Genomic DNA, 15048 nt, shown 5'->3' on the forward strand with positions numbered 1-15048 from the left:
TCCACCGCCCGGCACGGGCGGGGTCGCGAATCTCACATGTGACGCCCGTAACATTTGCACCCAATTGCATAAAATCTGACATACTCTGTTTGTGATGTGGCGCACAGACACCGTGCGGCGTCACGCGATACTCCTCGGCTTCGGCCGGGGAGTACACGGCTGAAAGACCGTGGACAACTGAATAAACATGAACCATTCACAACGGATCGTCCGGCACGTACCTGCCGGTGAAGGGATTGATAACTGTGGCTACAGTTACTTTTGATAACGCAACACGTCTGTACCCGGGCACCGATAAGCCCGCCGTCGATAAGCTCAACATCGACATCGCCGATGGCGAATTCCTGGTCCTCGTTGGACCCTCCGGCTGCGGCAAGTCCACCTCCCTGCGCATGCTCGCAGGTCTTGAGGACGTCAACGCGGGCCGCATTCTCATTGGAGACCGCGACGTCACCGATGTTCCGCCGAAGGACCGCGACATCGCGATGGTCTTCCAGAACTACGCCCTGTACCCGCACATGACCGTTGCGGACAACATGGGCTTCGCGCTGAAGATCGCCGGCGTCAGCAAGGAAGAGCGCGCCGAGCGTGTCCGCGAAGCAGCCAAGCTTCTTGACCTCGAGCCGTACCTGGACCGCAAGCCGAAGGCACTCTCCGGCGGTCAGCGCCAGCGTGTTGCCATGGGCCGCGCCATCGTGCGTAACCCGCAGGTCTTCCTCATGGACGAGCCGCTCTCAAACCTTGACGCCAAGCTCCGCGTCCAGACCCGTACGCAGATCGCATCCCTGACCCGCCGCCTGGGCGTCACCACGGTCTACGTGACCCACGACCAGGTCGAGGCCATGACCATGGGTGACCGCGTGGCTGTGCTGAAGGACGGCCTGCTGATGCAGGTTGACACCCCGCGCAACCTCTACGACAAGCCCAAGAACGTCTTCGTCGCCGGCTTCATCGGCTCCCCTGCCATGAACCTGCTGGAACTCCCCGTCGTCGACGGCGGCGTCCAGTTCGGCGGAACTGTCTACCCGGTACCGCGCAACATCCTCGAAGAGGCCCACGGCGCCACTGTCACCCTCGGTTCACGCCCGGAGGACCTGGAGCAGGTCGCCGCCGGCGAAGGCCTTCAGGTTGAGGTCGACGTCGTCGAAGAACTCGGCGCCGACGCCTACGTCTACGGCCACACCACGCTGGACGGCAAGAGCCACGACATCGTGGCACGCGTCGACGGCCGCCGTCCTCCGATGAAGGGTGAGTCCATCTACGTTCGCCCGCAGTCCGGACACGTGCACCTGTTCGACACCAAGACCGGCCTGCGCCTCGGCGACTAGCCTTTGCACTGAACGGCGGCGGCCCCTCCTCACTGGACGGGCCGCCGTCGTGATTTAAGCGCGGTTTCCTGACGTTTGTTTAGGCCGCCTGCCCCTACGTACGGAAGAATTGGCACATGACCGAGGAAAGCAACGCCCAATGGCACGACGAACCCACCGACTACGGCCAGATCGGCAAACTACCTCGGTTTGAAGCGGCCAGCGCCAACGACGACAAGAGTTCCAACGTTTCAAGCAACCTGAGCATCACCGCGGCCGCTGCTGATCCCGAACTCCTGGATCTGCCCTGGCACATCGCGCTGGAGGACTGGCCTGCGGAATACCTCGCAGCGCTCCCCCGGGGCATCTCCCGGCACATCGTGCGCTTCGCCCACCTGGGCGGTTCGGTGATCGCCATCAAGGAAACCTCCGAACATGTGGCCCGCCACGAGTACCACATGCTCCGCAAGCTGGCGCGCCTGGACGTGCCCTGCGTGGAGCCCGTAGCTGTTATCACCGGCCGCACCACACCGGACGGCAGGCCCCTGAATCCGGTGCTGGTCACGCGGCACCTGAAGTTCTCCATGCCCTACCGGGCGCTGTTCTCACAGATGCTGCGCAAAGACACCCTCACCCGGCTGATCGACGCCCAGGCGCTGCTGATGGTTCGCCTCCACCTCATCGGTTTCTACTGGGGCGACGTCTCGCTCTCCAACACCCTCTTCCGGCGCGACGCCGGAGCCTTCGCCGCCTACCTCGTGGACGCCGAGACGGGCGAGCTGTACCCGGACCTGTCCACCGGCCAGCGCGAGTACGATCTCGAGATTGCCAGGGTCAACATCGCCGGTGAGCTGATGGACCTGCTGGACGGCGGTCTGATCGAAGAAAAGGTGGACCCGGTGGCCACCAGCGAGCTCATCATGGACAGCTACCGGCGCCTCTGGACCGAGCTTACCGAGAAGGAATCCTTCGAGATCGGCGAACGCTGGCGTGTGGCCGCCCGGATCCGGAAACTCAACGAGCTGGGATTCGATGTTGAGGAATACGCCATCAAGACCACCCAGAACGGCACCACCATCCAGCTCCAGCCCAAGGTGGTGGACGCCGGACACCACCAGCGCCGGCTGCTGCGGCTGACCGGACTGGATGCCCAGGAGAACCAGGCGCGCCGCCTGCTCAACGACATGGACTCCTTCCGCGCGGACAACAACCCGAAGATGGATGAGGAATACAGCGCCCACCTGTGGGTCAGCCAGATCTTCGAGCCCATTGTGCGCTCAATTCCGCGCGACCTCTCAGGCAAGCTGGAACCGGCGGAAGCAGTCCATGAAGTGCTGGAACACCGCTGGTACATGTCCGAGAAGCAGGAACGGCACATTCCGCTGGCGGAGGCCGTGCAGTCCTACATCGACTCCATCCTCCGGCACCGCCGCGACGAGGCAGCGATCATGCTCAACCCGGACACCGAGCTGCTCAAGATCCTCGAAGTGGAAACCGAGCAGTCCCGGTACGGCGACGAGGACATCGACGAGTACCCCGACTCAGACGACTAGGCTGGCCTGCCCCTAGATCGCTTTTCCGGGGTTCAGGATGCCGGCCGGATCAAAGAGATGTTTGATCCGGCGCTGCAGTTCCCTGACGGGTTCGGGCTGTTCCAGGCCGAGCCACCGCAGTTTGTACTGTCCGATCCCGTGCTCGCCGGTGATGGTTCCGCCCATCGCCAGGGCCACCGTGATTGATCTGTCCAGGCATTCGCCCAGCCGCTGCATGGCGTCGGCGTCCACCTGGTGGTCCACGCGGTCCACCCAGAAGGTAGGGTGCAGGTTGCCGTCGCCGGCGTGCGCCACCACTTTGAGCTGCACGCCGTGGGCCACGGCCATCGCTTCAAGCTCGCCGATGTAGTCCACAAGCCGCGAGCGCGGCACGGCCACGTCCTCCCCCACCCGGTATTCGTCGTCCACTTCAACGCCGCGGCTGTTTCGCCGCAGTTCCACCAGCTGTTCGGCTTCCGCGCTGGCTTCGGTGGTCACTGTGGCTCCGCCGGCGGCAAGGACCTCGCGGACCACATCGGCTTCCGCGGCAGCCCCGAAGCCGTCCGTCTGGATCAACAGGAGCGAGGCGCCGCGGGAGCTCAGGTCCGAGCCATGGATCTCATCGAGCTGATGCAGCGAACCGCCGTCGAGCAGCTCCATGATGGCCGGCTGCACGCGCGCCTTGCCCACGGCCAGGACACCGGCCGCGGCGCTGCGGAAGTCAGGATAGAACGCGGCGATGGTGTGCACTTCGCGGGGCAGGTACTTCAGCCGGAGCGTCGCCCCGACCACAATGCCGAGTGTTCCTTCCGAGCCAACGAACAGCCCGGTCAGGTCGTAGCCGGCAACGCCCTTGAATGTCTGGTGCCCGGTGTGAATGAGGGAGCCGTCCGCCAGGACCACGTCGAGGGCCAGCACCGAATCGCGGGTGACGCCGTACTTGGCGCAGCGCAGGCCGCCCGCGTTGGTGGCAACGTTGCCGCCGAGGGTTGATGTGCGGAAGCTCGCGGGATCCGGGGCGTACATCAGCCCGTGGACCGCTGCTGCGTCGTTAAGGTCGGCATTGATCACGCCGGGTTCGACGACGGCGGTCTCGTCGTCCGGGTTCAGGGCGAGGATGCGGTTCATGCGTTCAAGGCTCAGCACGATGCACCCCGGGCTGGCATGTGCACCGCCGGAAACCCCGGTGCCGGCCCCGCGGGCAACTATGGGCGCACCGTGCTTGGCGCACGCACCGACCACAGCCTGGACGTCTTCGACAGTTTCGGCCCAGACGACGGCCAGCGGCAGCTGGTAGTCCACAACCGGTGCCTGGTCCACGGCGTAACGGGCCAAGGTCGTTTCGTCCACGGCCAGCTTGCCTGGCTCCAGGATGGTTTTGAGCTCGTCAACAATGTTGCTCATGCGGCCTCCAGGTCCGTCGAATCCGGCCTCCAGTCTAAACGGCAGGCACGGCCGTCCCCGGAAGCACCCAGACCGCGGCCGCGGAGTCGCCGGCGCTGAGGCTAACGCCAGCGTTCCCCGCCCCGGTGGTGACCTCGCCTGTGCTGAAGGCAGCCTCTGCACCGAGGGCGGCGACTTGGGCCGGAGACAGCGCGCCGGCGGCGAGGTCCGCCCGGGCGGCTGCGCGTGCCACGAAGACCAGGACCGCGCTTTCCGCCGTCTCCCGTACATAGGCGAGTGCGTCGCCGTCGGCGTACAGCCAGCGGATGCCGCCCTCGGTGAGCGCCGGCTGACCACGGCGCAGGGATGCCAGGGACGAATAGCTGGCGCGGAGGTCCGCCTCGACCCGGCGGGGGTCATCCCACGGCATCGGCGTCCTGGCGTCTTCGCCGTTGTGTCCCGTGAGTCCGAACTCGTCCCCCGCGAAGACCACAGGAACACCGGGAAGGGTGAACATCATGACGGCCCCGAGCAGCTGCCCGCCGTCGATCATCACTGTGGCGGCACGTGCGGTGTCGTGGCTGTTCAGGGCGTTCATGTTCTGGAGCCGGAGGTCCCAGCTGAAGGCTGCCGCCAGGTCCAGGTGGGTGGCCAGGAAATCCTCGGCGCCCATCCGGTTGGGGCCGGCAAGGGGGGTGCCGAAGAAATTGACGTGGGCGGCGTCCCCGGCCAGCCACGACCACAGCGGACGGGTGAAATTGGCGTAGGTCATGGCGCCGTGCCAGTGTTCGCCGGTGAAGTCCGGTGCGGCATCGTTGGTGGCTTCGGCCAGCAAGGCGGCTTCGGGGTTAATGTCCCGGACCCGGTCAGCGATCAGCCGGGCCACCTCCCGGTTGAGGTCGGTGGCGCCCAGCCTGCCGGTCATGTTGCCGACGTCGATCCGCCAGCCGTCCAGGTTGAACGGGGGCCTGAGCCAGCGGGCCACCGGGGAGTCGTCATCCAGGACGAACTTGTGCTTAAGCTCGTCGGAGGACCAGTTGAGCTTGGGCAGCGACGCAACGCCGTACCAGGCCTCGTAGGTCCGGGCACCCTGCTCCCCGGATCCCTGCTGCCCGCTGCCCTGTTCCTTGGATCCGGTGAAATAGTAGTAGCCGGATTCAGGGCATGCCGGATCGGCGAGCGCCTGCCGGAACCACTCGTGGGCATCGCCGGAATGGTTGGCGGTGAGGTCGCCCATCACTTTGATACCGCGGGCGTGTGCCGCTTCCACCAGTTTCACGAGGGCATCGTCCCCGCCAAGCAGGGGATCCACTGCGTCGAAGGTGGAGGCGTCGTAGCGGTGGTTGGAACGTGCCGGGAAGAACGGCGTCAGGTAGATGATGTCGGCGCCGAGTCCCTGGATATGGTCCAGCTTTTCGGCCACCCCGGTGAGGTCCCCGCCGTAGAACTGGAACGGCGTGGCCGGCCCGGTTCCCTGCACGGGTGTGTGGTCCCAGCCGGACGGGATGGCCCAGTCAGGCGCCGGGTGCGAGCCGGCGTCCGCGGAGCGTGCAAAGCGGTCCGGAAACACCTGGTACATCGTTCCCCGGCGCAGCCACTGGGGCGCAGCGGGAAACGCTGTCAGCCGGAAGTCCGCATAGTCGGAGACGTCGCGGCGGAACAGTCCCTGGGCGTTGAGGCTCCAGTACCCCTGGCCGACGGCTGCTGTCCCCGTTCCGGGACGCCCGGCACCAGGCGTCCCGCCGTCGTACTGGACGGCCGCGACTTCCAGCAGGAACCGGTACCGCGCCACCGGGTTGGTGACTGTCATTTCGGATTCCCACCAGGTCCAGCCGTCCGACTCCCCCAGGCTGCGGGCGGCGTCGTACCGCGGCTCGCCGTCCTGGACCGACCGCACCCAGACCCGGGCCGCATACCCCCACGCTGCGGGGACCCTGATGCGGAGCCGGGCGGTATCGCCCAGTGCGGTGCGCCGGGGCGCATGCAGCGGCGAACCGTCGTGGTGCGGGAGGGGGCAGTGCGCGGCCGGGCCGGGCTGGAGGTATGACGCCATGCTCAGCCTTTGACCGAGCCCTGGGTGAGGCCGCTGACGATGTAGCGCTGCAGGAACAGGAACAGTGCCATCACCGGAACGGCGGCGAGCACGGCACCGGCGGCGAAGACTCCCCAGTTCTCAGAGCGCTGCTGGGCGACGAAGGAGTAGAGTCCGACCGCGAGCGTCTGGCTGTCCGGATCGGTCAGCACCACGCTGGCGATCACGAATTCGCTGGAGATGCCGATGAAGGCGAGCAGCCCCACCACTGCGAGGATCGGCGTGACCAGGCGCAGGATGATGCCGAAGAAGATCTGCACGTGACTGGCGCCGTCAATCTTCGCCGCCTCGTCCAGGGACTGCGGAACGGTGTTGAAGAAGCCGTACATGAGGTAGGTGTTCACCCCGAGTGCCCCGCCGAGGTACACCATGATCAGGCCGAGCTGGCTGCCCAGGCCCAGGGCGGGAATGACCTCGGAGATTCCGCTGAGCAGCAGGAAGATGGCCACCACGGCCAGCAGTTGCGGGAACATCTGGAGCAGGAGCAGGCTCAGCAGTCCGATCCGGCGACCCTTGAACCGCATGCGGGAAAAGGCGTAGGCGGCCATTGCCCCCAGGAACACCGTCGCTGCCGAGGTCACCACACCCACAACCATGGTGTTCACGAACCAGCGGCCAAAGGGCCGGGACGGGTCGTTGAACAAAGCGGTGAAGTTGCCGAGGTCGAGTTTGCTGAAAAGCGCGTTCGAGCCCACGAGGGTGCCGGTGGAGTTGAACGCGGCGGACAAGACATAGAGCAGCGGGAAGACCGCGAAGATGGTGACCGCGATTCCCACAAGGTGGCGCCAGCCCTTGTCCTTGAACCAGGCCCCGAACGTGCGCCGCCGGTGCAGCAGCCTCAGCTGATCGACATCGGTGGCTCCTTCTGCGGTGCCACCAGCGGTGACGGTGGAGCCTGCGGCGGGTGCCGCCGTCGTGCGTGTGCGTGCCGTTGACCCGTTCATGAGTTCACGTCCTCGAGTGCTTTGGTCTGCTTGAAGCTGATGGCCGAAACTGTGGCCACGATGATGAAGATGATGATCGCCAGGGCGCTGGCGAGGCCGTAGTCACGGCCGGTTCCCTGCCCGAAGGCAACCTTGTACACGAGGGTGATCAGGATGTCAGTGGCTCCAATGTCCCGGTCCGTGTCGGCGAAGCGCGGTCCGCCGCCGGTGAGCATGTAGATCACATTGAAGTTGTTGAAATTGAAGGCGAACGAGGAAATCAGCAGCGGGGCGATGGAGACCAGCAGGAGGGGCAGCTTGATGGACCGGAACACCCGCCACGGGCCGGCCCCATCCATCCGGGCGGCTTCGTCGAGTTCGGTGGGCAGCGACTGGAGGGCGCCGGTGCAGACCAGGAACATGTACGGGAAGCCGAGCCAGAGGTTGACCACCAGGACACTGACCTTGGCCAGCAAGGGGTCGGTGAGCCAGCCGATCGTTGCTCCGCCCAGCAGCGTCTGGTTGAGCCAGCCGAACTGCGGGTTGAGGATGCCGGACCAGACCAGGCCGGACAGGAAGGCGGGGAACGCATAGGGCAGGATCATCAGGATCCGGTACACCTTCTTGCCGCGCAGGTCCTCGCGGTTGAACGTGACGGCCAGGAACAGGCCCAGCGCAAAGGTCAGTGCCACCGACGTGACGGCGAAGGTGAACGTCCACAGGATGACGCCCAGCAGCGGGCCGCGCAGGCTCGGATCGGTGAAGGCGCGGGCGAAGTTTTCCATGCCGACGTCGATCTTCCAGCCCGTGGTGAGGGTTTCGCCGTTGCCGTCCGCGAAGGCGCCCTTGCCGTTGTCGCGGTAGACGGCCCCCGTGTCGGTGTCGGTGAAGGTATCCGCCGCGGCGTCATACGTCAGCGCCGGTTTGAACTCGTAGGCGTTGCTTCCGTCTGCCGTGCGCAGCGTGCCGTCAGCCGGGTTGTCCGAGACGGGTACGGTGATGGCCAGGATCTCCTGCTGGTTGGCGACGATTTCCTGGAAGGTCAGCGTCTGGTAGCCGTCGACGGAGTTGGCCTTGCCGGCGGAGTCGGTTCCGGCGTCGGGCACTTCCTTCAGCGGGGTGCCGGTGCTGCCGATCGTGGCCTTGCCGTCCGGATCGGTGAACAGCAGGTAGAAGTCGTTGCCCTTGGTGAGCACCGCTGCCTTGTATGCGGGCGAGTCCGGAACGCGCTTCTGCGCGGTGAGCTGGATGGCCGCGATGGCGTCATCCTTGGTGCTGTTGTGCCCGTCGCCGTAATTGGTGAAGGCGATGTATCCGCTGAACAGCACCACGAAGACCTGGAACACCAGCAGGAACAGCACGCCCGGGGCCAGGTATTTGGCGGGCAGTCCCCCCTTGCGGAGGTAGATCCAGTTAATGGCCAGCACGACGGCGGAGGAGACCCCCAGCGCACCCCAGGACTGGCTGAGGAAAAGCATCATCAGGACATAGACGGCCAGGGCGTCCACAAGGCCCAGGAGCACGATCTTGGCGACGATTCCCTTGGTGGAATCCTGGCCGAAGCGGCCTTTACGCACCCCGCCCGGCTGGTCTGGCGTGGTGCCCTTCCGTGCTGGCGAAGCTGCTGGCGATGCTCCTGGCAACGATGATGGCGACGGGGGTTGCGGGGAATCCTGGAAAAGATCGGTTTTGGGCATGGCTGTCTATGGTCCTTGGGAGAAGCGGGCCGTGGAGATTGCGGGCGCTGCGCGGGAGCGGTGGTCAGCGCGGGTTCGAGCGGCAACCGGCCGGGCAGCATTAAGCTGCCCGGCCAGTGCTGCCGGTAGTGGACCGGCGACTGGTCAGCCGGCGATTTTCGCCTTGATGCTGGCGGCCATCTTGGCCCAGTCGGCAGCGGGATCGCCCTGGCCCTTGATGAGGGCCAGTTCGGTGGCTCCCCAGTCAGCCCAGACCGCACTCATCTCCGGGATGGCGGGCATGGGCACACCGGTGGCACCGATCTTGCCGAACGCTTCCACGACGGGGTCGCTGGCAGCCTTCTCGAAGGACGCCTTCAGCGCCGGCGGGCGGCCGCCGGCCTTGTACATGGAATCCTGGGCTGCTTCCGAGGTGAGGTAGTTGGTCACGAACTCGTTGGTGGCCAGGGCGTTGGCGCTCTTGGCGCTGATGAAGAAGCCGTTGACGCCGATAAACGGCTGGGCAGGCTTGTCACCGGCGGTCGGCAGGGCGTCCACCGCAAACTTGATGCCCTTCTTCTGGACATCCGGAACATTCCAGGGGCCCGTCAGGAAGTACGGGGATTCGCCGGCCAGGAACTTCTCCTTGGCGATGTCCCCGGTGATGTTGGAGTTGATGATCTTCTCACCGGTATCGCCCCAGGCCACGAGCTTCTTGGCGAATTCGACGCCGGCAGCGTCGCCGATCAGGAGCTGCTTGGGGTCGTAGCCGCCGTCGGCCGCCTGGCCGAAGACCTGCGAACCCATGGAAGCCTGCAGCGGGTAGAGGTGGTACGGGTCGCCCTGTTTGGGATCCATGCCCACCAGGAACGGGAACTTGGCTTTGCCGTCCGCCACGGCCTTCTTGCCGTTGGCCACCACTTCATCAAGGGTTTCCGCGCTGTCGGACACGAGGTCGGTGTTGCGCAGCAGGGCGATGTTCTCGATGGCGTACGGGACGCCATAGACGGAGCCGTTGAACGTCATGGCCTTGACGGAGGATTCCTGGAAGGCCGAGGACTTGTCGCCGAGTTCGATCGGAGCGATCACGCCGTTCTGGACGAACTTGCCCACCCAGTCGTGCGGGCCCACAATCAGGTCCGGCCCCTTGCCCGTGGGGACCTGGGTGATGAAGTCATCGCGGACAGCGGCGAAGTCTTTGACAACCAGCTTCACTTCGATGCCGGTATCGGCCTGGAACTTGGCCGTGATGTCTTTGAGTGCCGGTGAGCGTTCGGCGTCGACCCACATGGTGATAGTGCCGGCACCGGCGGACTTCAGATCCGGCTTGGCGGTGGCAGTCGCCGGTGCGGTCGCCGATGCGCCGCCGCAGGCGCTGAGCGCCAGGGCTGCAACGACGGAGAGCGCGCCCGCCGTAAAGACGCGGCGGCTGGTCCCGCTCGTGAGGGTGTTCTGCACCTTCATTGGTGTCCCTTTCATAAAAAAATCCTGCATCCACGCGTCGGCCCCTGGGGCCCTGTGGCATCGTCGGTGATGTGGCTCACAGCTGCAAGCGCTTCCAAAGTACACGGATTGACCCATGTTGGAAAGTCACCCTACTTGGCAGTAGGGCTGCGGGCAAAATTCCGACCTACGGCTCCAGCGCGAAGCTGGCGGCGCTAAACACCTGCAATCAAGGGCTGAACCGGAAGGTTCTCTGACAGGAGTGAGGCGCACGTCACAATTGGAAGCGTTTTCAATTTGGCACAATTCCGTTCTACGATTACCGGCATGTCCGTTGACTCAATGCTCAAAGCCCCCGCCATCGCAGCCGGGCCACTGACCCTGGTCCACACTGCAGATGAAGCTGCCGGCTGGTGGCGCTCCGCAGTGATCTATCAGGTTTATCCGCGCTCCTTCCGGGACCTGAACGGGGACGGCATCGGCGATCTGGCCGGCATCACCGCCGAGCTCCCCCAGCTGGCCCGGCTTGACGTCGATGCCGTCTGGCTGTCGCCGTTCTACCGCTCACCGCAGAAAGATGCCGGCTACGACGTCAGCGATTACTGCGACGTGGATCCGCTCTTCGGCACCCTGGCGGACTTCGACGCCATGATGGCACAGGCAGCCCGCCTGAACCTGCGGGTGATCGTGGACCTTGTTCCCAATCACTGTTCGGACCAGCACGCCGCTTTCCAGGCCGCCCTCGGCGCCCCCGCGGGAAGTCCGGAGCGGGACATGTTCATTTTCCGGGACGGCCGCGGACCCTTCGGCGAAGAGCCTCCCAACAACTGGGAATCCCACTTTGGCGGACCGGCCTGGACACGTATCTCCGAACCGGACGGCCAGCCCGGGCAGTGGTATCTGCACCTCTTCGACACCTCCCAGCCCGACTTCAACTGGGACAACCAGGCCGTCCACGATGAGTTCGAACGGGTGGTGCGCTTCTGGCTGGACCGCGGCGTCGCCGGGTTCCGCGTGGACGTTGCCCATGCCCTGGTGAAAGCTCCCGGGCTGCCTGAATGGGGCGGCCGGGCAGACGGCAACAGCTGTGACGGCTACCCCGGCCACGACGCCCCGATGTTCGGCCAGCCTGCCCTGCATGACATCTACCGGGCCTGGCGCCGCATCCTGGCGGAGTACGGTCCGGACCGCATCCTCTGCGCCGAAGCCAACGTGGACCCGCTGCCCCGTCTCGCCGACTGGGTGCGTCCGGACGAAATGCACCAGGCATTCAACTTTCCCTACCTCCACGCGGGGCTTGACGTTCACCGCCTGCGCGGCGTGATCACGGACTCGCTGGTGGCGCTGGACGCCGTCGGCGCGCCCAGCACCTGGGTACTGTCCAACCACGACGTCGTCCGCCACGCCACCCGCTTCGGCTACGACGGCCCGGCACCGCGCGACGGCGACGGGATCGGCACCTTTGACCGTCAGCCGGACTCTGCCCTGGGCAGGAAACGCGCGGCGGCTGCCTCCATGTTCATGCTGGGGCTTCCCGGCGGGGCGTACCTTTACCAGGGCGAGGAACTGGGCCTTCCGGACGGCATCGACATCCCAGACAGCCAGCGCCAGGACCCCACCTTCGCGCGCACCGGCGGAGAGCGGCTGGGCCGCGACGGCTGCAGGGTGCCGCTTCCGTGGCGTGCCGCGGAGCCGCACACGGGTTTCGGGTCCGGCCAGGACCCTTGGCTGCCGCAGCCGGCGAGCTTCGCCGAACTGGCACGCGATGTGCAGACTGAACAGCCGACGTCGCATCTGAACCTCTACCGCCGGATGTTGGCCATGCGGAGGCAGCTGGACCTGGGCCGGGGCTCGCTGGCCTGGCTGGAAGACTGGTGCAGCGATACGTCCCTCGCCTACGTCAACGGGACCACGCTGGTGGTCATGAACGTGGGGCAGGATCCGTTGGATCTCCCGCCGGGGCAGATGCTGCTGCGCAGCTCCCCGGAGTCAGCCGAGCAGTATTCGGCGTCACCGGAAACGTACGACCGTGGTCATCAGCTAGGCTCGGGTGAGACGGTCTGGTTGAACCTCCCAGTTGGGTGATCCGGCTGTCGTTGAATTAGCAGTGAGGAACACGGAGAACTGAACATGCCCGGCATCAAGGACGTAGCTGAGCGTGCGGGCCTATCCATCGCTACCGTGTCGCGGGCGCTGAGCGGCAAAGGCAACGTCTCGCCCCGCAGCCGCGAACGCGCGCAGACAGCAGCGGCTGAGCTCGGTTTCGTATTGTCGTACCACGCCTCCAGCCTGGCTTCAGGCCGGAACCACAATGTGGGGGTGGTTGTTCCTTCGGTCCACCGCTGGTTTTTCTCGTCGGTGGTGGAGGGAGTGTCCGCGACATTGCTCGACGCCGGCTACGACCTGACCCTGTATAACGTCAGTGAAGGGCCCGACCGCCGGCACAGCGTGCTGAACGATTTTCTCTTGCGGAAACGGGTGGATGCGGTCATCGCCGTGTCCCTCGAACTCAGTGAGGCCGAAATACAGCAGCTGCTCGCCATCCACCGCCCCATCGTGGGAATCGGCGGTCCGTTGCCTGGTGCCTCCACCATCAGGATCAACGACTCCGGCATTGCCGAGGCCGCAACCAACCACCTGCTCAGGCTGGGGCACACCCGGATCGCCCACATGACCGGCGACGCCTCCTACCAGCAGGATTTCCGGCTCCCCGGCACGCGACAGGGCGGCTTTGAGAAAGCCATGGCGGCGGCCGGGGTTGCAGTCCGTCCTGAATGGCAGGTCTCCGCGGACTTCACCATCCAGGGCGCTTATGCGAGTGCCCGGCAGCTGCTTGGCGGAGCGTCCGAACGGCCCACAGCGGTGTTCGCGGCCTCGGATGAAATGGCCATCGGAACCATCCTGGCCGCCCGCGACTTCGGCCTGCGGATTCCGTACGACTTGTCGGTCATCGGTATTGATGGCCATGAGCTTGGTGAGGTGTTCGGGCTGACCACTATCGACCAGGACGCCCGGGGCCAGGGAGCATTGGCGGTCCGGCTGCTGCTCGCCGGGCTTGAAAAAGCGGCCGACGGCGGTGCAACGGACACGGAGTTTCCCACCAAGTTCGTGGTGAGGTCCAGCACGTCCGTACCACCGGCAGACACGGCGCCCGTCCGCTAGGTACTTCCCTTACAGCTCCCGCTCCATGATGAATTCCTTCTTGGCCGGATCCAGTGCGTAGGCTTCCCTGAGGCCGGTGTCACGGAAGCCGTGGCGCGTGTAGAAGCGGAGGGCACGGGTATTGTCCTCGTGCACCCCGAGCTGCAACAGCCCGGCCCCCAGCTCGCTGGCTGCCGCTTCAACCGAATGGCCCAGCAGCTTGCCCGCAAGCCCGCTGCCGCGGAATGCCGCAGCCACGTAAACGCTGATCAGCATCGCCTGACGCGGCCGGCCCGGGTCCTGGGGATGCTTAACAACCACCCGCATCAGACCGCAAAACCCATTGGCCGCAGAGTCGTCCTCAGCCACAAAAGTCACACTGCCCGGGGCCGTCATCGCAGCGGCACGGCTCCGCCATTGGCCTTCCGTCTGCGCCTCGGCCGACGCCAGGGATTCGACATAGGCAGTGGGCGTATCGGCCAGCATGTCCAGCCGCACGGCCCTAAGCGACACCCATTCGTCCCCAGTCATGCGCCGGACGCTAGCCAACTGCACCACCCATAAACCGCACAAAACGGGCCAGTACGCCCGGCCAGCCTGCATCGTATTCGGCCCTGGTCCTGGCGGGGTCTTCAGCGCCCTCCCAGCCGTCGTGCACCAGCCGGAGCTCCGTGCCCCCTTCAACAGCCCTGAAGGCAACGCGAAGCTCGGTGGACCACAGCGCCGTGGTCCCGGGATGCCAGCTGGCGTGGAACGACAGCGGTGGCTGCCAGTCATCGATGCTGCCCCAGACCGCGGTACGCCCATCGTCGGCAGTTTCCAGCACCAGGTTCTCTTCGAATTCAACGTAGGACCCCGCGCCGAACACGCTGTGGTCCTCGAGGGGCCACCAGAGATGGGTGTGTTCGGTGAACCCGATGAACGCCTTGGAGACCGGCCCAGGAACCACCACGGTGTGCACGACGGCGCTCAGGGCATCCACGGGATCCGGTGCTTCGTCGGCCGGGGAAGCGTGGCTAAAGAGGTTGTCCATGATCAACAACTTTACCCGGACGCTCGCTCACCTTTCGTGCCCGCCCCGGCAACGCTCTCTCACTTCCTGAGGGTTCCACCTAACGCTCTCTCACCGGGGGGTTCGACGGCGGTGGCTGGGGTTGGGTGCCTGGCCGGCGTGGCCGGTCGGTGCGGGTGGTAGGAGAGGGTTGGCCGTGACACCGCAGGATCTGCGAGAGGGTTCGTCAGAACAACGCAGGATCTGCGAGAGGGTTCGTCTGAGGGGCCCGGGAAGTGCGGGTGGGTTGCCCTGGGGGTGCACGTTCCGGGAGTGGGTTCGGCCTGGGTGTGTGGTGGTTAAAGTGGGAGAGCCCCAACCGTGTGGTTGGGGCTCTCGACCTGAATGGTGTTCCGGCGGTGACCTACTCTCCCACACCCTCCCGGGTGCAGTACCATCGGCGCTGTGGGTCTTAGCTTCCGGGTTCGGAATGGGACCGGGCGTTTCCCCCACGCTATGACCGCCGTAACCCTTGCTCCGCACCGGCCGGCCCCGTGGGG

11 protein-coding genes and 1 rRNA gene are annotated in these 15048 nt (G+C 65.6%); 4 read left to right on the forward strand and 8 right to left on the reverse strand.

From position 1 onward, the window contains the following. Positions 1-245: 245 nt before the first annotated feature. Together BS38_RS0113995 and BS38_RS0114000 are read left to right on the forward strand one after the other, a co-directional pair. Positions 246-1328, forward strand: a complete 1083-nt coding sequence (locus tag BS38_RS0113995) for an ABC transporter ATP-binding protein (protein ID WP_028271384.1) — start codon at positions 246-248, stop codon at positions 1326-1328. Between the two features lie 116 nt (positions 1329-1444). Further along, complete coding sequence (locus tag BS38_RS0114000; RefSeq protein WP_028271385.1) at positions 1445-2860, forward strand: DUF4032 domain-containing protein; 1416 nt, start codon at positions 1445-1447, stop codon at positions 2858-2860. 12 nt (positions 2861-2872) lie between these two features. Here the strand turns inward: BS38_RS0114000 and BS38_RS0114005 are convergent, their stop codons facing one another. The 5 genes from BS38_RS0114005 to BS38_RS0114025 all read right to left on the reverse strand — a co-directional run bounded on the left by BS38_RS0114005 (position 2873) and on the right by BS38_RS0114025 (position 10377). Beyond that, positions 2873-4243, reverse strand: a complete 1371-nt coding sequence (locus tag BS38_RS0114005) for an FAD-binding oxidoreductase (RefSeq protein WP_028271386.1) — start codon at positions 4241-4243, stop codon at positions 2873-2875. Between the two features lie 34 nt (positions 4244-4277). Further along, positions 4278-6275 carry a glycoside hydrolase family 13 protein gene (locus tag BS38_RS25160; RefSeq protein ID WP_043438683.1) on the reverse strand — a complete coding sequence of 666 codons (1998 nt, stop codon included), beginning with the start codon at positions 6273-6275 and terminating at the stop codon, positions 4278-4280. 2 nt (positions 6276-6277) lie between these two features. Further along, complete coding sequence (locus tag BS38_RS0114015) at positions 6278-7258, reverse strand: sugar ABC transporter permease (protein ID WP_028271387.1); 981 nt, start codon at positions 7256-7258, stop codon at positions 6278-6280. Next, positions 7255-8934, reverse strand: coding sequence for an ABC transporter permease subunit (locus BS38_RS0114020; protein ID WP_028271388.1), 1680 nt, complete (start codon positions 8932-8934; stop codon positions 7255-7257). The genes BS38_RS0114015 and BS38_RS0114020 overlap by 4 nt, the downstream gene beginning before the upstream one ends. Before the next feature lie 144 nt (positions 8935-9078). Continuing rightward, on the reverse strand, positions 9079-10377 hold the full coding sequence (locus BS38_RS0114025) for a sugar ABC transporter substrate-binding protein (RefSeq protein WP_028271389.1): 1299 nt from the start codon (positions 10375-10377) through the stop codon (positions 9079-9081). A gap of 306 nt (positions 10378-10683) precedes the next feature. On the opposite strand from BS38_RS0114025, the gene BS38_RS0114030 reads away from it, so the two are divergent. After that, complete coding sequence (locus BS38_RS0114030) at positions 10684-12441, forward strand: glycoside hydrolase family 13 protein (protein WP_043438685.1); 1758 nt, start codon at positions 10684-10686, stop codon at positions 12439-12441. A 45-nt stretch (positions 12442-12486) separates the two neighbouring features. Further along, positions 12487-13518, forward strand: coding sequence for a LacI family DNA-binding transcriptional regulator (locus BS38_RS0114035; RefSeq protein ID WP_028271391.1), 1032 nt, complete (start codon positions 12487-12489; stop codon positions 13516-13518). A 9-nt stretch (positions 13519-13527) separates the two neighbouring features. Here BS38_RS0114035 and BS38_RS0114040 read toward each other — a convergent pair whose 3' ends face one another. From BS38_RS0114040 to rrf, 3 genes are all read right to left on the reverse strand, one after another. Then, positions 13528-14028 carry a GNAT family N-acetyltransferase gene (locus BS38_RS0114040; RefSeq protein WP_028271392.1) on the reverse strand — a complete coding sequence of 167 codons (501 nt, stop codon included), beginning with the start codon at positions 14026-14028 and terminating at the stop codon, positions 13528-13530. 10 nt (positions 14029-14038) lie between these two features. Beyond that, positions 14039-14530: an SRPBCC domain-containing protein gene (locus BS38_RS0114045; RefSeq protein WP_028271393.1), complete on the reverse strand. Its 492-nt coding sequence runs from the start codon at positions 14528-14530 to the stop codon at positions 14039-14041. Between the two features lie 369 nt (positions 14531-14899). Next, a 5S ribosomal RNA gene (gene rrf / locus BS38_RS0114050) occupies positions 14900-15016 on the reverse strand. Between the last annotated feature and the right edge of the window lie 32 nt (positions 15017-15048).

The sequence above is a fragment of the Arthrobacter sp. UNC362MFTsu5.1 genome, from assembly GCF_000685965.1.
In the GTDB taxonomy this organism is placed as follows: domain Bacteria; phylum Actinomycetota; class Actinomycetes; order Actinomycetales; family Micrococcaceae; genus Arthrobacter.